This window comes from Marinomonas sp. ATLA20 (assembly GCF_057180105.1).
Window position 1 is genome coordinate 630,523 of the sequence record NZ_JBXUKU010000001.1, and the last position, 19,250, is coordinate 649,772.

Sequence of the window (19,250 nt, forward strand, 5' to 3'; positions counted from 1 at the left end):
ATATAAAGTTAACAGCCCCATGTTATTTTCCAATTAATGGATAAATAACATGGGGCTTTTTATCAAGCGTTTGCTTGTTCTGCTTTGATTTTTTCTAGGACTTCTTCGATGGCGCTTTTAAACACTTCTGCTGGTTGCCCGCCGGAAATCGCGTAGGCGTTGTTGATGATGACCGTTGGTACAGAGGTAATGCCATTCTGTTGCCAGGTTTGCTCTTGTTCTCTGACTTCATCAGCAAAGTGGTTCTTATCCAAAATGCCTTTTGCTGTCGTTGGGTCTAGACCCACGCTAGCGGCAAGGTTGGCGAGCACTTTGTGGTCACTCACATCTTGGTTATGGGTAAAGTGTGCTTTAAACAGAGCGTTTTTAAGTTCCGCCTGTTTGCCTTCTAGGTGGGCCCAATGCAGCAAGCGGTGAGCATCAAATGAGTTACGCATGCGGCTTTCTGAATTGAAGTTGAAATCAAAATCGACCTCCTTACCTCGGGCTTGGATCATTTCTCTGTTTTGGTCTGATTGTTCTTTATTGATACCGTATTTTTCTGTGATGTGCTCGCTTAGATCTTGACCTTCTGCAGGCATGTTCGGATTCAGTTCAAATGGCTGGAAGGTCAGTGTGGTATCGATTTTGTCGCTAAGTTGATCCAGTGCTTTATTGAGATTACCAAGACCGACAACGCACCAAGGGCACATTACATCGGAAACAAATTGAATATCTAATGGCTCTTTCATAGTGGTTCCCATCGCTTGTAGATAAAAGATTAAGGTTAAAAATTGTACATAGGAAAATAAATGGGGGCGTGTGTAAGAATTAAAAGAGAGAAAGCCTTCCCGTGGTGACCATTGCAGATAATTTACACAAACCTGAATAAATTAACCTTAGGGTCGCTCTGAATCGCCTGCAAAAGTTTATTGATGATCCTATGCTTGTGTGATGTTATACATTTAATATTTTTTAACTGACTTGATGACATTCACTAGGTTAACAGGATTAAGATTAATGACTCAGAACACTTATAATAATCAGTATGTGTATGTTTCAAATGCAAAAAGCGGCACCATTACTCGATACCTATTAGACGATAAACAGGGGAAGTTGCTCCTTCTAGGCAGTACGAAAGCGGGTGATAATGTGATGCCGTTGTCTGTCAGTCCAGACAAGTCTCATTTATACGCTTCAATTCGTTCTGAGCCGTTTCGTGTTATTTCTTATCGTATTGATCCTATATCTGGTGATTTAAAACAAGTTGGTGACGCGAATTTACCAACCAGTATGGCGAACATCTCGACAGATAAGACCGGGCGTTTTCTCTTTGCCGCATCTTATGGCGGCCATGTGGTTAGTGTTAGTCCTATCGATGATTCAGGTGTGGTAGTCCGTGAAGCGCAGCAAGTGCTAGATACTGGCCGCAATGCTCACGCTATTCACGCCAGCCCAGACAATCGTTTTGTATTCTCTTCTAGCTTAGGAGATGACGAAATGATGCAGTATTTATTTGATGAGCAAAGTGGGCAATTAACACCAAACTCGCCTGCTTCCGTTAAAACTGAAAAATACGCAGGTCCAAGGCATTTTGTATTTTCTAATGATGGTCAATATGTCTATGTTCTAGGGGAGCTGTCAGGCACGGTAACGACTTATGAGTATGATTCTAATACTGGTTTGCTGACGCTAAAAGGCGTAAGTGAGGGTGTCCCTGCGAAAGAATTAGCGTTGGAAAACGGTGTGCCACCTTCCATCAAAGCCAGTAATGATCTTCCTAAAATTTGGACTGCGGATATGCATTTGTCAGCGGATGGTCGTTTTTTGTATGTGTCTGAAAGAACCAAAAGCATCATTACGACTTTGTCGATTGATCAAAATACGGGTCTGCCAAGTTACCAACACATGACTCCAGTCGAGCAACAACCGCGTGGTTTTGCGCTCAGTAAAGATGGTCACTTTATGGTGGTGTCGGGTGAAAATGACGCTAATGTCGGTTTATATCGAGTGGATGTGGAGACGGGGGAATTCACTAAAATTGATGGGGCTCCAACCGGTGATGGTGCTAATTGGGTTGAGATCGTTGAGTTTTAATACGTGTTGGATAAGTAAAAGCATCCTGCCAACTCTCTAGTTTATGCCGAGTAGAAGGATGCTTTTTTATTAGTGATGGCGGTTAAACAATTCCGGCATCTACGACAAAGTTTTGGCCTGCGCAGGCGCGGCTATCTTGGGAGGCAAGGAACAGCGCCATGGCGACAATGTCGTCTGGTTCAATGCGGAATTTAAGAGATTGCACATCAATAAATTCTTGATCCAGTTCAGGGGTTAACCAAAGGGCTTTTTGACGTTCTGTAACCACCGCTCCTGGAACAATAGAGTTAACACGAATACCGCGCGGGCCAAGCTCTCTTGCCATTGTGCGTGTCATGGTATGAATCGCCCCTTTTGATGTGGTGTAACCCACCATTCCAGCACGGCCACGCATCCAACTGATAGATCCCATGTTGATAATGCTCGCGCCTTCTTTCATCCATTTAGCGGCGGCTTGCATGCCAAAGAAATGCGGACGCATGTTGATGTTTAGGCAGTTGTCCCAATATTCTGGCGTGACGTCTTCGATTTTATGGCGGTCATCTTTGCCCGCGTTATTGATCAATACGTCTAAACGGCCAAGCTCTTGTGCTGCGTCATCAATGGCCGATTGCAAGGCAGCAATGTCACGCACGTCGACTTTTCTAAACCAAGGTTCAACGTTGAATTCGTCGCTCAATTTTTGGTTTAACGCGGTAGAGCTAGCGTCATCAATATCGATGTACGCCACACGTGCGCCTTGTTTCATAAAGTGATGAACAAGGAATTCGCCAATCCCTGAACCACCGCCAGTGATAAACACGACTTTGTCTTTTAAGGAAGGGTATTGGTTGGTTAATGTCGGCATGTATTATTCTCCGATCGACAAACAATGGGTGTGCTCATGGCGACATGAACACACCCTACAAGTTTTAATTTATCTGTTATTTATCTGCTATTTATCTAAACCGGCAACACAAACATATTTAGTGTTTATGTAGTCTTCAATGCCGTATTTAGAGCCTTCACGGCCAAGACCGGATTCTTTATAGCCACCAAATGGCGCAACTTCTGTAGCGATGACGCCAGCATTCACTCCGACTAAGCCTGTTTCTAGTGCTTCTGCTACGCGGAAAATACGACCAATATCGCGAGAGTAGAAATAAGACGCTAGGCCGTATTCGGTGTCATTTGCCATGGCGATGACATCGTCTTCTGTTTCAAACTTGAAGACGGGTGCCAAAGGACCAAAGGTTTCTTCTTTGGCAAACAGCATGTCTTGTGTTGCGTTGGCGATAACGGTTGGGTGATAGAAGTTGTCACCCAATTCATGGCGTTTACCACCAGTAACGACTGTGCCGCCTTTGCTAATGGCATCTTGTACATGTTCGTCGACTTTATCGACGGCAGCACGGTTAATCAGCGGGCCTTGTTCAACACCGCTTTCAGTACCGTGGCCGATTTTCATGGCGGCTACTTGCTTGGCAAATTTTTCAACGAAGGCGTCGTATACACCTGCTTGAACATAAATGCGGTTGGCACAAACACATGTTTGGCCCGCATTACGGTATTTGGACATCATGGCACCTGCCACCGCGTCATCGATGTTTGCATCATCAAAGACCACGAAAGGCGCATTACCACCAAGCTCAAGAGAGACTTTCTTCATGGTGTCGGCACAGTCTTTCATCAGCAATTTGCCGATTGGTGTAGAGCCTGTAAATGTTAGCTTACGCACAACAGAAGAGTCGGTTAGGGTTTTGGCAATTTGGCTCGCTTTACCCACAACGATATTAATCACGCCTGCTGGAATGCCAGCTTCAATCGCTAGCACGCCCATGGCCAATGCACTTAATGGGGTTTCGGAGGCGGGCTTGATGATCATGGTACAACCTGCCGCAAGTGCTGGACCTGCTTTACGAGTGATCATGGCGGCAGGGAAGTTCCAAGGTGTAATAGCTGCACACACGCCAACAGGTTCTTTCATTACCAAGATACGACGGTCTGGTGCGTAAGTTGGAATCATGTCGCCATAAATGCGTTTGCCTTCTTCTGCAAACCATTCAATGAAAGAGGCGGCGTAGCCAATTTCGCCACGAGATTCTGCTAAAGGCTTGCCTTGCTCTGCAGTCATCAGTTGCGCTAGGTCTTCTTGGTTTTCCATTAGTAGGTCATGCCAGCGGCGGAGTAATGCAGCACGCTCTTTGGCGGTTTTCTTTTTCCAGGTTTTTTGCGCCGCTTCGGCGGCAGCAATCGCTTGCTGTGTTTCAGCTGGACCTACGCTTGCAATGGTTGTTACTAATTCACCGGTCGCTGGGTTGAATACATCGAGCGTGTTGCCTTCTGAAGATTCGACCCACTCTCCATTGATTAAACATTTTGTTTGCAGGAGTGCTTTGTTCTTTAGTTCAAGCATTGCGGTACCTCTCTTTAATGAATGTGTCTTATTTTTAGATTGCTACGGATTGTGTCTATTTCAAGTCGCTGCTTTTCGCTGCTACTTTTGTTCACTATTTTTAATGAGTAATGGGATAGTTCTTGACTTCTCTTATGTCTTATATAAGAGTTATATCATAAGTTTGAAGAAGCCGTAAACAATCATTGTTGGTTAAGCACTCGAACGATAAAAATAAACACTGAAAGAACAGGACTACATCATGGCAAAACGTATCGAAGACCTACGCAGTCAGCGTTGGTTTGCTCCTGATAATATGCGAGCTTTTGCGCATCGACAACGAACGCAACAGACTGGATACAAGCGCAGCGATTTCATGAACCGCCCCGTTATAGGCATCATTAATACCTGGAGCGACATCAGTACTTGTCATACTCACCTTAGAGAACGTGCGCAGTTTGTGAAAGAAGGCATTATTCGTGCTGGCGGTTATCCATTAGAAATGCCTGCCATGTCACTTGGTGAAGTGATGGTAAAGCCAACCACCATGATGTACCGAAATTTCCTTGCGATGGAAACGGAAGAGCTGCTGCGTAGTCATCCGATTGATGGCGCGATTTTAATGGGCGGCTGTGACAAAACCACACCGGGCCTATTAATGGGCGCCATCAGTATGAACATTCCTGCTATTTATATTCCTGCAGGCGCGAGTTTAAACGGTAATTTCAAAGGTGAAAAAATAGGTACGGGTACTCATACCCGAAAATATTGGGATGAAAAACGTGCGGGTAATTTAAGTGATGAAGATTGGCTTGAACTAGAAGCCAAAATGACGCGTTCAGTTGGTACTTGTAACACCATGGGTACGGCTTCTTCACTGACCTCTATGGCGGAAGTGTTGGGCTTTTGTTTGCCTGGCTCGGCAACTATCCCAGCGGCCGATTCGGCTCATCAACGTCTGTGTTCTTTGGCGGGTGAGCGCATTACCAAAATGGTATTTGAAGACCTAACACCAAAATCCCTTGCCACCAAAGAAGCCTTTGAAAACGCCATTGTCACTTATGTTGCGCTGGGTGGTTCCACCAATGGCATTATCCATTTAATCGCCATGGCTGGGCGTGCTGGTATTGATTTACCCATGTCTTTGTTTGATGAATGGGCACGCAAAGTCCCTGTTATTGCCAATCTTATGCCGGCGGGCGAATACCTAATGGAAGATCTGTTTTATGCGGGTGGTTTGCCAGCGTTATTAACTCGCCTTAAAGATTTCTTGCATCTGGATCAAGGTAACGTGAATGGTCGTACCTTGGGAGAGAACTTGGATGGCGTCGAAATTTATAATGACGACGTGATTCGTTCTCTAGATAACCCAGTAAACGACCGCGGCACGATTGGTGTGATCACCGGAAACCTATGCCCTGATGGCGCGGTGTGTAAGCCCTCTGCGGCGTCCCCGCATTTGTTAAATCATCGCGGTAAAGCCTTGGTGTTTGAAAACCACGCTCAAATGACGGCGCAGATCGACGACCCTGACCTTGATGTGGATGAGAATACCGTTTTAGTGCTTAAAAATGCTGGGCCAATAGGCGGTCCGGGTATGCCTGAATGGGGCGGGTTACCGATTCCGAAAAAGCTTTTGCAAAAAGGCGTGCGTGACATGGTGCGTATTTCAGATGCACGCATGAGCGGCACCCATTACGGCACCTGTATTTTACACGTTGCGCCTGAATCTTATGTTGGCGGGCCGCTGGCCTTTGTTCAGACCGGCGACTGGGTCGCCTTGGACGTGGAAAAGCGCACGCTGAATTTAGAAATTAGTGACGAAGAAATGGCGGCGAGAAAAGCGGCTTGGGCACCACCACCACCAAAGTTTGCTCGTGGTTATGGCGCTATGTTTTCAACCCATGTCACCCAAGCAAACGAAGGGTGCGACTTTGACTTTTTACAAGGTGACGCTGTCATCGATGAACCGGAGATATTCTAAATGAGCAAGACGATTAACCCATTTAAACAGCGTTTACTGGATGGTCAAAAGTTAATTGGTGGCTGGACTTTGTCTGGTAGCCCAACGGTTGCAGAGGCTATGGCGTTTTTGAATTATGACTATTTGGTGGTGGATTTAGAGCACAGCCCTGCCAGCATTCACGACACTACGCCTATTTTACGGGCGGTTGAGCAAACGCCAACCGCAGCGGTGGTTCGTATGCCAAGCCACGATCCGATTGCGATTAAGCAAGTATTGGATCAAGGCGGTATGACCTTGTACTTCCCATTTGTTGAATCGGTCGAAGAAGCAAAAGCCATTGTTCAGGCCAGTATGTATCCGCCATTGGGTAAGCGCGGCTTTGCCAAAATGCACCGTGCTGCGCGTTATACAACCCGTGAGGATTACCCAGCAGCGGCCAATGAGCAAGTGTGTCTGATTCCTCAATTGGAAACCGTTGAAGCGTTAGAGCTTGCGGTAGAAATCGGCCAGCTTGATGGCGTAAGCGCAGTGTTTATCGGCCCTGGTGATTTGTCGATGACCATGGGCTTGCCAGGTCAGGTAAATCACCCTGATGTGCGCGCCAAAATCGTGGCTTGTGTGAATGCCTGTAATCAAGCTGGGATTCCTGTAGGAACGGTTATGCCTACGCCTGACGATGCAAAATGGGCGTTAGAAGTTGGCTTTAGTTTTGTGTCGATTGCCAATGATCTGGCCAATATGTTGGGTCAGTGTAAAGCGCATTTGGCGCAAATGAAGAACTCGTAAAGGTGTCTCTATGCTTTTATTAACAAGAATAATAACTTTGCTAGGGCAGGTAAATTCTGCCTTCGTGTTCGTTTTCAAGTATCTGGCAATCACCGCTGTGGCAGTGATGACGGCTTCGATTCTCGTTCAGGTGTTTTGTCGTTATGTGCTTAACGACTCATTACCTTGGTCTGAAGAGCTGGCGCGTTACCTGATGGTTTGGATGACGTTTTTGACACTGCCTGTGGTCTCTCGCACTAAGCAACATGCGGCGCTCGATATTATTTTAGGGTCTTTACCAAGGCGCTTGAGCTTGCTGCTGGAGTTGGTGTTGTATGTATTGGTCGGGATTGTCTTGTATTACGCGTTTAATAAAAGCCTAGATTTCGCCCTAAAAGGGACGCGCATGTTAGCCACGGCGCTGCCTATTACTAAAGCTTGGTCATACATGGCGATGCCAATTGGTTTTGGCGTCATGATGCTGGTGTATCTCGAACTTTTCTTAATTGGTATTGCGCGTCTTTTTAATGAATCTAACGACGACCATTTTGTGTTGTCAGATAGCGAGAGCGAGGGATAACCCATGGGCATTTCATTTTTCTGGATTTTGCTTTCTGTCATGTTTTTGGGGATGCCTGTTGCGTTTGCTTTGTTGTTTGCGCCAGGTCTCAGTCTATTTCTCGAAGGTAAGGAGATGTTCTATCTCTTGCTGACACAGCGTTTGTACAACGGTATTGATAGCTTTCCTTTGATGGCGATTCCGTTTTTTATGTTGGCAGGTGAAGTCATGAACCGCAGTGGCATTACCTTGTCGCTCGTACAGGTAAGCCAAGCCTTTATAGGGCATTTGCGTGGTGGTTTGGCGCAAATCAATATTTTATCTTCCATGTTGTTTGCCGGTCTTAGTGGTTCGGCTGTAGCAGATTGCTCGGCGTTGGGGAAAATGCTGATTCCTGCGATGGAAAAGAATGGCTACTCGCGTCGTTTCGCCGCCGCTGTAACAGCGGCGTCTTCTGTAATTGGACCGATTATTCCACCAAGTGGCATCATGATCTTGTATGCGTTTGTAATGAACGTGTCGGTAGGTGGATTGTTTGCAGCCGGTCTTGTTCCAGGCTTTTTGGTAGGGGTTAGCCTAATGGCAATGACGTGGTTTTTGGCACGTCGTCGAGGCTATAAAGTGGCCTCTGAAAAGGCTTCTTGGTCAGAGCGTGGTACGGCAGTTAAACAAGCTTTTTGGCCCTTGTTGACGCCAGTTATTTTGCTTGGCGGTATTTTATCTGGTGTGTTTACACCGACAGAGGCGGCGGCGGTTGCGGCGGCGTATGCTTTGGTTGTTAGTCTGTTGTCGAAAACCATGACAGTGAGTAACTTGCCAAGCTTGTTTTACGCTACGGCGAAATCGTCTGCGGTGATTTTGTTCCTTGTCGGCAGTGCGGTGGCGTTTTCTTCGGTGATCAGCCTATCTGGTGCGCCACAAAAAGTCGCTGCAATCATGGTTTCTCTTACTGAAAATCCATTGTTGCTACTGCTGATTATTAACTTGCTACTGTTGTTTGTCGGTATGTTCTTAGATGCAGGCCCTGCGATTCTTATTTTGGGTCCTATTCTTGGCCCTATTGTGACGCAGTTTGGTATTGATCCATTGCACTTTGCCATTGTGATGTGTGTCAACTTAACCATAGGTTTAACGACGCCCCCTATGGGCTTGGTGCTGTTTGTTGCGTCCAGTGTGAGTGGCGAGCGAGTTGAGACGATTAGCCGTGAAATGCTGCCTTATTTGGCGGTGCATATCATGGTTATTTTGCTCATTACCTATATTCCAGCACTAACAATGACCTTGCCTCGTTTGCTCGGTTTTGCCTCCTGATGGATGGTAAACCACGGTTTTTTGGCATAGTTAAGGACGAAACAAACGAGGGAGGCTTTTATGCTTATGGATAGTTCGAGCCTGCTTTTATTATTGTTCTTTGCGCTCGGCAGTTACATTCAGGCGACAACAGGTTTCGCTTTTGGATTGATTGTCGTGAGCAGTGTGTCTGCATTAGGTTTAGCGCCCATTGAGGTCACTGCGTTTGCGGTGAGTGTGTTAAGTCTTATCAATGCGGGGATCGGGCTTTATGGTGGGCATTGGCGAAAGATAAATCGTCGCGCTTTTTGGGGCTTTATTTTGCCTTGCCTACCAGCCATTTTCCTAGGCGTTTGGTTGCTTGGTTATCTGGGTGAAAATGCGTTAGGGTGGCTCAAATTTAGCTTAGGTTTGTGCATTGTGGTCAGTAGCTTGGTGATGATGCTACAAGCTCATAGGGTGAGAAAGGAATCCTCCGCTGGCGCTTTTGCTGTGAGCGGTGTGATAGGTGGCGTTATGGGGGGCATGTTTGCGACTTTTGGTCCGCCGATCACTTTCATGATGTATCGCCAGCCAGATGACCAAGCCAGAATACGCGCGACCTTATTAGGTATATTTTGTTGCACGGCGGCATTGCGCGTGGGATCAGTTAGCCTTTCTCAAGGTGTTGATATCGACACCTGGCTGTTATGTGCGCTTGGCTTTCCTGTGGTTGTGATCGCGACCTTAGTAGCGAGAAAGTTTCCTGTGCCTATTTCGGGGCGAGCGATGCGCTTCGTGGCGTTTAGTTTGTTGCTATTGTCGGGTGTTAGCTTGATGTGGCAGGGATTTTAGATGGGATAGTTTTTTACAAATAGACAAGAGCGCGTGACCTTGTGGTGATGCGCTCTTTTTGTTTGTTAATTTTTCGAGTCAGTTAATTGAGTTCGACCAGATAATGTAGGTCTTCGCTGTTGGCGCGGCTGATTCGGTATTCCACGGTGCGTCCGTCCAATGCGCGAGCAGTGCGGATGACTTCTAATAGAGGTTGTCCTGCAGCGATGTTTAAAACACTTTGGTCTTGTTCATCGGCTAACACGGCTTTTAGTCTGTCTGTGGCTTTGTGAACGGTAATATTAAAATGTTGTTGGTAATAGTGATACAGCGAGTGTGGCAACTTTTCTTCTTTGTGTAAATCGGCAAAGTAACGATGGGGTAGGTAAATCAATTCACGGATGGAAGCCGTATTGTTAATCGAACGCACACGATGAATTTCAATCACTTTTTCATCTGACGCGAGATCAAATATCGCGCGTAAGCTTTCATTCGGTGTGATTAATTGTGTTTCGAGTAATTGGGCGTAAGGCAGCTCGGGAATATCACCGTTATCACTTTTGAAATGAAAAAAGTGAAACATCATTTTTTGCAGTGTGTGCTCTGATACAAAAGTGCCAACACCTTGACGACGAAATAAGACATTGTCCTCGGTTAATGCGTTTAGTGCCTTTCGAACCGTTCCCTGACTGACGCCAAGCAGGTCTGCAAGTTGAAATTCACTCGGTAAAATCTCACCGGGCTTCCAGGAACCTTCGATAATTCTTTCCGTAATTAACTCTTGAACCTGTTTATACAGAGGTTTGAAGGTTGGGGATGGCTGCGGTGTACTGACTGTCATGGGTTGCCCTGCTTTGTATCGAATCAATTTAGAATACCAGACGAAATAAAAAAATCTGTTATTTTCTTGCACTTTATGTCTTATATAAGATATAAAACAAGACATGACAAGAAAATAGTGAATTTTCTATAAGTAATCTCTTTTGAGACAGTCTTATGAATGACCTATTTATTTGTTTACCACTTGCGTGATTCAGAATAAAAAAAGTGATCAAAGAATAAAAAACGGAGCCTTCGAAATGAAAAAAACCGCTTTACTAAAAAAGACCACAGCTGCTTTTGTTCCAACATTAATGGCGGCGAGTTTGTCTCTTGCTGCTATGCCTGCACTGTCGGCTGATTATGATTTCAATATTGTCCATCTTTCTAATACCAGCGATGAAGATTATGACGGCGCTGTCGTGTTGAAAGACTATGTTGAAGCGCACTCAAACGGTCGTATTCACGTTAATATTTATTCTGGCGGTCAGCTATGTGGTAACCCAACAGAATGTATTGAAGCGCTGCAAGCTAACTTGATCCAAGTGTTTAATACCACGACGGGTGGTTTGTCGAATGTTTTCCCAGAGATCCAAGCGCTGGATATTCCTTATATATTCCCAACAGATCGTGTTGCTGAATGTGCCTTGAATAATGAAATGTTGGTCGGACCAATTCGTAAAGAGTTGCTAGATCGAACAGGTACTATGCGTTTAATGACCATTGGTAATACGGGCGGCTGGCGTAACTTTGCGACAACCAATAAATTGATTAAAACACCTGCTGACGTGAAAGGTTTGAAGATCCGTACGATCAATTCGCCTATTCAAATGCAGCTTGTGAAAGCGATGGGTGGCAGCCCAACGGCTGTGCCTTGGCCAGAAGTGTATACTTCATTAGCAACTGGCTTGGTGGAAGGCACTAAAAACGGCATTACCGATATTATGGGTATGAAGTTTAATGAACATATTAAATACATGACGTTAGATGGCCATGGTTATATGGCGTCTATGTGGTGGATGAATAACGACTCACTGAAAGATATGCCAGAAGACCTTCAGCACATCATGATGGATGGCTTTGATGCGTTACGTGAAGTGACAACTGTGATGCCAAAACGTCGTCAGATAGAAGCGTATAACGAGTTTAAAGCATCTGGCGGTACAGTTTATGCCCCAACTGCAGAAGAAAAAGCGCAGTTCCAAGAAGCGGCGAAACCAGTACGTGATTGGTTCGTTAATGAATATGGCGCTAAGTGGGTTGAAACTACAGAAAGCGCGGTTAAATCCTGTGAAGCCTCTATTAATGACGCTTATATGGCGCAGAATTAATCCATGATGACCGAGTTAGTGAAATAGTAAATATTCTTCTGAACGGTATTTTCCGTTAAGCCAGTGCTTGCACTGGCTTTTTTTTGTCTGTTGCTTGGTACTGAAAAATGTTGCTCTTTATTACTTTGGCACCTGCGCTTGAAGGTGGGCGATTAATCTTTCCATTAAGGGCGTTAGGCTGTTTTTACGCCACACAAAATGGATGTCCAGTTTTGGTAGCTCGCCATCAATTGGACGATAGGTGAGTCCTTCCCGCTGATCGAATTGTGTGGATTCTGGAACAAGTGCGATACCCACGCCAGCGGCGACTAGAGTTCGAGTCGTCTGCGTCAACCGAGCAATTTGTACAATATCAGGCTCAACACCAGCAGCATGCAGGTGATGCATGATTTGGTCGTACAGAGAAGGGTGAGCTTGTTTAACAAACGAGATAAACGGCAGCTGGTGTAAGTCACTCAATGGCACACTTTCTTTTTGTGCGAGTGGGTGGTTCTCAGGCAGAGCGAGCAGGTGTTTTTGTGTTTCGTAGCCTTGGTGTTCTAGGTCGGTGATGTCCATTAGGGGATTAAGGAAGATCATCGCTAAATCGATTTTTTCTGTTCTGAGTGCATCCAAGGCATGGGTCGTGGTCATTTCTTCTAGATTGAGCGTCACGTCATGATTGTCTTGTTTGAACTGAGCGATGCCTTTGGAAAAATGTGGTGTGCCAGCGGCCCAAACAAACCCAAGTGACAGGTTGCCTGCGGTGCCGTTGGCAATGCTGCGAACTTGTTCTTGTATCTTCTCCCAGTTTTGCAAAAGAGCTCTTGCTTGAGGCAGCAGTGCTTCTCCTGCTGGGGTTAGTGAGACTTTTTGGCTGCTGCGCTCAAACAGTACAGCACCGAGTTCATCCTCAATGGCTTTGATCTGTTGTGATAGCGGCGGCTGGGCAATATGCAAGCGAGCCGCAGCGCGTCCAAAGTGCAGCTCTTCTGCTACGGTAATAAAATAATTCAGTTTTCTAAAGCGCATGATATCTTTTTCATATTAAGCATGTGATTAACATATATTAGACATAATGATGCGCTTTTCCTATCTTAGCCTGACAAAATAAATCTAAGTTAGGTGAGACACCATGAGCAGAGAAAAAATCGACGGACAACTATTTAGCTACACAGGCCCAGCCTTTCATTACATCAATGAAGAGGAGCGTCACTTCTTCGCCAAAGAGCCAGCACAGTTTCGTGTGAACCTGATTGGTTGTGGCATGATTGGTATGGAGCACATGCGCGTGGCGACTCGTGTTGGTCGTTCTGCTATTCATGGTGTGTTCGATCTAAATGAGCGCAGTGTTAAAGTGGCGAAAGAAGAATTCGCCAAAATCACCGATGAAGACTTTAAAGTTTACGATAGCTTAGAAGCGGCATGTAACGACCCAGAAGTAGACGGCATTTTAATTTGTACGCCTAACTTTACGCACCTTGACGTTCTAAAAGTGGCGATCAAATCGGGCAAGCACATCTTCATGGAAAAGCCGATGGCGACCAAATTAGAAGATGCCTATGAAATTACCAAGATGGCGAAAGAGTACGGCGCTGTTTTGCAAATTGGTTTGCAGTATCGCTATAAATCTATTTATTCCGAAGCCATTCATGAAGTACTAGAGCGCAAAGCGGTCGGTGACGTGAAGATGATCAACATCATGGAACACCGCATTCCCTTCCTTGATAAAGTAAACCAATGGAACAAGTTCTCTAAATTCTCTGGCGGAACACTGGTGGAAAAATGCTGTCATTATTTTGATTTGATGAACCTGTTCGCGCAGTCTCGTCCAGTACGTGTTTATGCCAACGGTTCCCAGTCTACCAATTTCCGTGACTTCGAGTTCAAAGGCGAAAAATCCGATATTCTGGATAGTGCTTTTGTCACTGTTGAATATGAAAATGGCGTTCGTGCAGGCTTTAACCTTTGCATGTTTGCGCCTATGTTCCATGAAGAGCTATTGGTGTGCGGCGACGAAGGTCGAGTGAAAGCGGCTGAGATTGAAGACTTCAGTGAAAATGCGCGTTTGCGTACAGAGATGGAGGTCTTTTGTGGTCAGAATCGTCCATCTAAAACCTCACAGCCGAGCTATCCTAAATTAATTGAAGCCTCTGGTCACAACGGTGCCACTTGGTTTGAGCACATCGCTTTTGCCGATCAAATGGCTGGTAAGCAAACCAACAGCGCGACAGTCGAAGAAGGTTTCTGGTCTGTTGTAGTAGGTTGTGCGGCTGAGGAATCCGTTAAGACAGGTAAGATTATAGAGGTTGCAGAACTGCTTAAATCTAAAGGTATTGATCTTTAAATTTTCTAAGAAATAAGCTACATCGTAGCCCGGCCCTTGCTTTCAAGGTCTGGGCTTTTTTTTGTTTTTAGGTGTCATTTAGACAATTTTTTTTGGGTTACTACGGAAAGGGAGTGCTATTTTTAATGTGCAATAAAATAAATAATTCCGTATTGAAATATGGGTTGTATGATGTATGATGTTATTACGTTCGATAAATGGAACTAATGACAACGTCCTACATAAAAAAACAATTATAGGAAAAGTGGTTATGAAAAAAATACTACAGAGCACAACAGTTTTGATGGCGGCAGCCTGTGCATTCGCACCTGCTGCAGCCTATGCTTCAGACAATCCAATTAGAGGAAACATCCGCGTTGTAATTGGTTCTAAATCAACGGGTGGTGATACTTATCAAGCTTCTTCCATTATCGCAGAAGCGCTTGCGAAAAAGATTGATGCGAACATTAAAGTCGATGCTGTTGGCTTTTCTGCTGCCTATCAGGCATTAGGTCGAGTGCCAACAGGCAACACTTTAATGATATTCCACGACCAAGCCTATCTTGGAAATCTATATGGCCAAAAAGGTTATGAAGACCCTTTCAAAGAATGGACGATAGGACCTTCTTTCGCCACGAATCCAGGTAATGGGTACCTTGTACCTAAAAACTCACCATACAAAAACATAGATGAAATCTTAAACGCTGCGGGCAATGGCAAAACAATACGTGTTGCTATTCAGCCAGGTGGTGTATCTGAGATTGGCTATACAGCAATGAAGAACGCGGTGCGTTTGGCGTACCCAGGTCAAGAAGACAATCTTGTTGCCTTGAATACAGGCTCTCAATCAGACAAAAACCAAGCATTATTTGATGGTCTAGCGGATGTTATCAATGGCAGTGTACAAGCCAATGAGCAATATACTCGCCTTCCTGCAGATGACCAAAAAGCCATGGATTTCGTTTGGTTGACTGCCAAAGCGTCAACAATTGCTAAAGCGAACCCTAACGGTATGGGAGAAACCTCTCGTGATCAGCTGATGCAATATGCATCCGGTCTTGGGGTGAATATTCCAATGGACGCAGAGAATAACTTTACCTTTGATAAAGAGTTCTACTTTTTATACAACAAGCGTATGTCTCCGGAAGTGATTAAGTTTTTAGACAATGCATTGGCCGAAGTCTTTGCTGATGGCAAGGTTCAAGAAACCTTTAAGAAATCCTTCTTTATCCCTAACTTCCGTACTTCTGAAGAGTCGCAAAAGCACTTTAAAGAGAAGCGTGACAGTTATGCGAAAATCATTAATAACCTACATAAATAATTGAAGTAAGCTGGCACCGTGGAACGCAGTTTGGCTGCGGTGCCGTAATCTTTCGCTAGAGAGGGTTATAATGTCTGACTGGTTTTCATCCTTAAATACCGTTGTGATCGACTTCGATACATCCCATCTGTTTTTCCCAAGGATTATTATTTCCTTGCTGCTAATTTTAGGGTTGGTGATAGTCGTCTCTTATTTTCGTCCTGTCATGCAGGCTATTCGTGCCGGTCGATATCAGTTCTTTGTTAAAAATGCAGACTTTTTTCGTCTCTTAATGACGTTCGCTTTGATCCCTGCTTATTTTTGGGGGATGGATGCGATAGGGACAATACTTCCTAATATGGGGTTAGGCTTTCTGTTGGCGTCGATTCCTTTTGTCTTCCTGATGTCGATGTTGTACTGCCACGATATGACCCGTCGTAATCTGATAATCATTGTTTCCAACGCAGTAATAACACCGACCTTTGTTTGGGGTGTGCTTTACCACCTATTCGCTGTGTCGATGCCTTAGAGGCGGAGTGACTTTATGGAATTTCTTGAATTACTTTCACCGTCCTTCTTTTTATTAGCGGCGGCTGGATCCATTATCGGCATCATTTTTGGTGCTATCCCTGGTATGACAGCGACAATGGCCGTTGCGGTGTGTCTACCATTAACTTATACCTTGGGCTTACAAGAAGGCTTAGCGCTGTTGCTAGGACTATATGTTGGCGGTATTTCGGGCGGGTTAGTGCCTGCTGTATTGCTGAATATTCCGGGTACGCCGTCGTCGATTACCACAACCTTTGATGGTTATCCTATGGCGCAACGTGGTGAGGCCGAGCGGGCCTTGAAAACCTGTATTGTTGCCTCTTTGTTTGGCGGTACGTTCAGTGCGATTGTGCTGTTCTTCTTTGCGCCTGTCTTGGCTGATTTCGCCATTAAGTTCTCTTACATTGAGAAGTTCTTAATGATTTTCTTTGCTATGTCAGTTATAGCGTCATTATCCAAAAATATTCTAATGGGTATTTTTAGTGGGCTACTTGGTGTGCTGCTTAGCTTGATAGGAACCTACGATGTATCTAACGGTGGTAATGGTGAGTATCGTCTAATGGCGCCGTTTATGGAGCCTTATTTAGCGTATGGCTTTTCGTTGTTGCCAGTGTTGATTGGTCTTTTTGGTATTTCAACCATCATTGAAGAAGCTGAAAAGGGCGCCAGAGAACCTTCTTTTGAAAATAAAGTCAGCCTAAGTAAAGGCAAACCGTTCCGTTTCAATATTTTTAAGGGCCAATTCAGTAACTTATTGCGCTCTTCTTCAATCGGTACATTCATTGGCATGTTGCCTGGTATTGGTGGAAGTGCGGCGTCGATTTTAGCGTATACACAACAAAAGAACTTTTCTAAACACCCTGAAAAATTGGGCAAAGGTGAGCCAGAAGGTTTGGTGGCATCGGAGTCGGCAAATAACGGTTTGACCGGTGGTGCTTTGATTCCTTTGTTGTCGTTAGGTATTCCTGGCGACAGTACAACGGCTGTCTTGATTGGTGCCTTCACGCTGCAAGGTTTACAAGTAGGGCCTTTGTTTATCGGCGAAAATATAGACACATGGTTCTCGATGATAACGGCGCTTATGTTTGCCAATATCGTCATGTTTATCGTGATGTTCTATGCCATTCGTCATATCGCCAAAGTGGTGCTGATTCCGAAATTCATCTTATACCCAATCATAGTGATGATGTGTGCAGTAGGCGCTTATGCGATTAACTACGGCATCATGTTTGATGTGTGGACATTGTTCTTATTCGGTGTTGCAGGTTGGGTCTTTACTAAGATTGGTATTGAGATTGCGCCTTTGGTTATCGGCTTTATCTTGGGTAGCAGTGCCGAAGTGTATTTTGTGAAGAGTTTAGAGTCTTACGGTGAGTACTCCATTTTGTTCACCAAGAGTCCGATTGCGATGGTGTTATGGGGCATGATCATTTTATCAATCGTCGTGTCTGTGATGATCCATAGAAAAAGCAAACAACACGCGAATAAAGAGGCGAAGTCATGAGCGATTCTTATGTACTGATTCAAATACATGAAAGTGACAATGTTGCCATTATCTTAAATCAAGGTGGTGCACCAAAGGGAGCTGAGCTTCCAGGTGGCGTTGTCTTGTTAGAAGACGTGCCACAGGGTCATAAGGTTGCTTTGGCTGATATTGCTAATGGCGGTGAAGTGCGTCGTTACAATGAAGTAGTGGGCTACGCAAAACACGAAATTAAACAAGGCTCTTGGGTGTCTGAGAAAGTGGTCGATATGCCGACGCCTCCTGCACTCGATGAGTTGCCACTGGCGACTCGCGAGAAGCCAGCTTTTGAGCCTTTGGAAGGTTACACCTTTGACGGTTATAAAAATCCGGACGGTTCAGCGGGCACTAAAAACCTGTTAGGCATTAGTACCAGCGTGCAGTGCGTTGCCGGTATTACTGACTATGTTGTTAAGTTGATCAAAAAAACGCTTTTACCAAAATTCCCAAATGTAGATGGCGTTGTGGCACTCAATCATAGCTATGGTTGTGGGGTGGCAATTACTGCGCCTGCGGCTATCGTGCCAATTCGAACATTGCAAAACATCGCTAAAAATCCGAACTTTGGTGGCGAAATAATGGTGGTTGGTTTGGGTTGTGAAAAGCTCTCTCCATCACGCTTGCTTGAAATAGATGATGAGCAGGCGATTAATATTTTGCCAAACTCTGAAGCGGCCAGAACCTTAGAAGATCATGTAGTGAGCCTGCAGGATGAAAATCATCACGGTTTCCAAGACATGGTCGACCATATTATGGAGATGGCCGAAGCGCACCTTGAACGTTTAAACAAGCGACGTCGAGAGCCGTGTCCAATTTCAGAGTTGGTTGTTGGCATGCAGTGTGGCGGTAGCGATGCTTTTTCTGGCATTACGGCGAACCCCGCTGTTGGTTATGCGTCAGATTTGATTGTTCGTGCAGGCGGTTCTGTCATGTTTTCTGAGGTGACCGAAGTGCGTGACGCTATCCACCTTTTAACGCCACGAGCGGACACAGTGGAAGTCGGAAAGGCCTTGCTGCGTGAAATGCAATGGTATGACGATTACCTGAATCAAGGTCAAGCCGATCGCAGCGCAAACACCACACCAGGTAACAAAAAAGGCGGTCTGAATAATATAGTGGAAAAATCCCTTGGTTCCATTACTAAGTCGGGTAATAGCCCCATTATCGATGTGCTAAGTCCAGGTGAGCGTATTCGTAAACGAGGGCTTATATTTGCGGCAACGCCTGCCAGTGATTTTATTTGTGGCACCTTGCAGTTCGCTTCTGGAATGAATATCCAAGTATTTACCACAGGACGTGGTACGCCGTATGGCTTGGAGGTCGCCCCTGTTATTAAAGTGTCGACAAACTCTACTTTGGGTAAGCGTTGGCACGACTTAATTGATATGGATGCAGGACGTATCGCGAGCAAAGAAATTACTTTAGAAGAAGCAGGCTGGGAGTTGTTCCACCTCATTCTTGATGTCGCGTCAGGGCGTAAGCAAGTGGCTGCAGATAAGCTGGGCTTACACAATGATTTGGTCTTATTTAATCCTGCACCTGTAACCTAATTATTAGGCGAAATGTCATTGCTATTTGAAT

The 19,250-nt window shown here is 45.2% G+C and carries 17 protein-coding genes; 12 read left to right on the plus strand and 5 right to left on the minus strand.

Annotated elements, in window-relative coordinates; translation table 11 throughout:
* Positions 1-62: 62 nt before the first annotated feature.
* Positions 63-731: a DsbA family oxidoreductase gene (locus tag AC2A4J_RS02815; RefSeq protein WP_484174840.1), complete on the minus strand. Its 669-nt coding sequence runs from the start codon at positions 729-731 to the stop codon at positions 63-65.
* Positions 732-999: 268 nt separating this feature from the next.
* Between AC2A4J_RS02815 and AC2A4J_RS02820 the strand changes: the two genes are divergently transcribed.
* Positions 1,000-2,076 carry a lactonase family protein gene (locus tag AC2A4J_RS02820; RefSeq protein ID WP_484174841.1) on the plus strand — a complete coding sequence of 359 codons (1,077 nt, stop codon included), beginning with the start codon at positions 1,000-1,002 and terminating at the stop codon, positions 2,074-2,076.
* 82 nt (positions 2,077-2,158) lie between these two features.
* Here AC2A4J_RS02820 and AC2A4J_RS02825 read toward each other — a convergent pair whose 3' ends face one another.
* Entirely contained in the window at positions 2,159-2,923 is a 765-nt protein-coding gene (locus AC2A4J_RS02825; RefSeq protein ID WP_484174842.1) for an SDR family NAD(P)-dependent oxidoreductase, read from the minus strand.
* An 87-nt stretch (positions 2,924-3,010) separates the two neighbouring features.
* On the minus strand, positions 3,011-4,471 hold the full coding sequence (locus AC2A4J_RS02830; RefSeq protein WP_484174843.1) for an NAD-dependent succinate-semialdehyde dehydrogenase: 1,461 nt from the start codon (positions 4,469-4,471) through the stop codon (positions 3,011-3,013).
* A 241-nt stretch (positions 4,472-4,712) separates the two neighbouring features.
* On the opposite strand from AC2A4J_RS02830, the gene araD reads away from it, so the two are divergent.
* The 5 genes from araD to AC2A4J_RS02855 all read left to right on the plus strand — a co-directional run bounded on the left by araD (position 4,713) and on the right by AC2A4J_RS02855 (position 9,864).
* A complete protein-coding gene (gene araD, locus AC2A4J_RS02835; protein WP_484174844.1) occupies positions 4,713-6,434 on the plus strand; it encodes an L-arabinonate dehydratase in 1,722 nt (573 codons plus the stop codon).
* Positions 6,435-7,202, plus strand: coding sequence for an HpcH/HpaI aldolase family protein (locus AC2A4J_RS02840; RefSeq protein ID WP_484174845.1), 768 nt, complete (start codon positions 6,435-6,437; stop codon positions 7,200-7,202).
* Between the two features lie 10 nt (positions 7,203-7,212).
* Positions 7,213-7,761, plus strand: coding sequence for a TRAP transporter small permease (locus tag AC2A4J_RS02845; protein ID WP_441805201.1), 549 nt, complete (start codon positions 7,213-7,215; stop codon positions 7,759-7,761).
* A gap of 3 nt (positions 7,762-7,764) precedes the next feature.
* Positions 7,765-9,051, plus strand: a complete 1,287-nt coding sequence (locus AC2A4J_RS02850) for a TRAP transporter large permease (protein WP_113917501.1) — start codon at positions 7,765-7,767, stop codon at positions 9,049-9,051.
* Between the two features lie 66 nt (positions 9,052-9,117).
* A complete protein-coding gene (locus tag AC2A4J_RS02855) occupies positions 9,118-9,864 on the plus strand; it encodes a TSUP family transporter (RefSeq protein ID WP_484174846.1) in 747 nt (248 codons plus the stop codon).
* 82 nt (positions 9,865-9,946) lie between these two features.
* Here AC2A4J_RS02855 and AC2A4J_RS02860 read toward each other — a convergent pair whose 3' ends face one another.
* Entirely contained in the window at positions 9,947-10,684 is a 738-nt protein-coding gene (locus tag AC2A4J_RS02860) for a GntR family transcriptional regulator (RefSeq protein WP_484174847.1), read from the minus strand.
* A 238-nt stretch (positions 10,685-10,922) separates the two neighbouring features.
* On the opposite strand from AC2A4J_RS02860, the gene AC2A4J_RS02865 reads away from it, so the two are divergent.
* Positions 10,923-11,993 carry a TRAP transporter substrate-binding protein gene (locus AC2A4J_RS02865; RefSeq protein WP_484174848.1) on the plus strand — a complete coding sequence of 357 codons (1,071 nt, stop codon included), beginning with the start codon at positions 10,923-10,925 and terminating at the stop codon, positions 11,991-11,993.
* Between the two features lie 120 nt (positions 11,994-12,113).
* Here AC2A4J_RS02865 and AC2A4J_RS02870 read toward each other — a convergent pair whose 3' ends face one another.
* Complete coding sequence (locus tag AC2A4J_RS02870) at positions 12,114-13,004, minus strand: LysR substrate-binding domain-containing protein (RefSeq protein WP_484174849.1); 891 nt, start codon at positions 13,002-13,004, stop codon at positions 12,114-12,116.
* A 103-nt stretch (positions 13,005-13,107) separates the two neighbouring features.
* Between AC2A4J_RS02870 and AC2A4J_RS02875 the strand changes: the two genes are divergently transcribed.
* The 5 genes from AC2A4J_RS02875 (at position 13,108) to garD (ending at position 19,219) form a co-directional block, all read left to right on the plus strand.
* Positions 13,108-14,319, plus strand: coding sequence for a Gfo/Idh/MocA family protein (locus tag AC2A4J_RS02875; protein ID WP_484174850.1), 1,212 nt, complete (start codon positions 13,108-13,110; stop codon positions 14,317-14,319).
* A 250-nt stretch (positions 14,320-14,569) separates the two neighbouring features.
* Positions 14,570-15,619, plus strand: a complete 1,050-nt coding sequence (locus tag AC2A4J_RS02880; RefSeq protein WP_484174851.1) for a type 2 periplasmic-binding domain-containing protein — start codon at positions 14,570-14,572, stop codon at positions 15,617-15,619.
* Between the two features lie 70 nt (positions 15,620-15,689).
* The gene (locus AC2A4J_RS02885) at positions 15,690-16,127 is read left to right on the plus strand and encodes a tripartite tricarboxylate transporter TctB family protein (protein ID WP_484174852.1); all 438 of its coding nucleotides are present in this window, start codon (positions 15,690-15,692) and stop codon (positions 16,125-16,127) included.
* A 15-nt stretch (positions 16,128-16,142) separates the two neighbouring features.
* Positions 16,143-17,651, plus strand: a complete 1,509-nt coding sequence (locus tag AC2A4J_RS02890) for a tripartite tricarboxylate transporter permease (RefSeq protein WP_484174853.1) — start codon at positions 16,143-16,145, stop codon at positions 17,649-17,651.
* Positions 17,648-19,219 carry a galactarate dehydratase gene (garD, locus tag AC2A4J_RS02895; RefSeq protein WP_484174854.1) on the plus strand — a complete coding sequence of 524 codons (1,572 nt, stop codon included), beginning with the start codon at positions 17,648-17,650 and terminating at the stop codon, positions 19,217-19,219. Before AC2A4J_RS02890 ends, garD begins: the two co-directional genes overlap by 4 nt.
* The last annotated feature ends 31 nt before the right edge of the window (positions 19,220-19,250 follow it).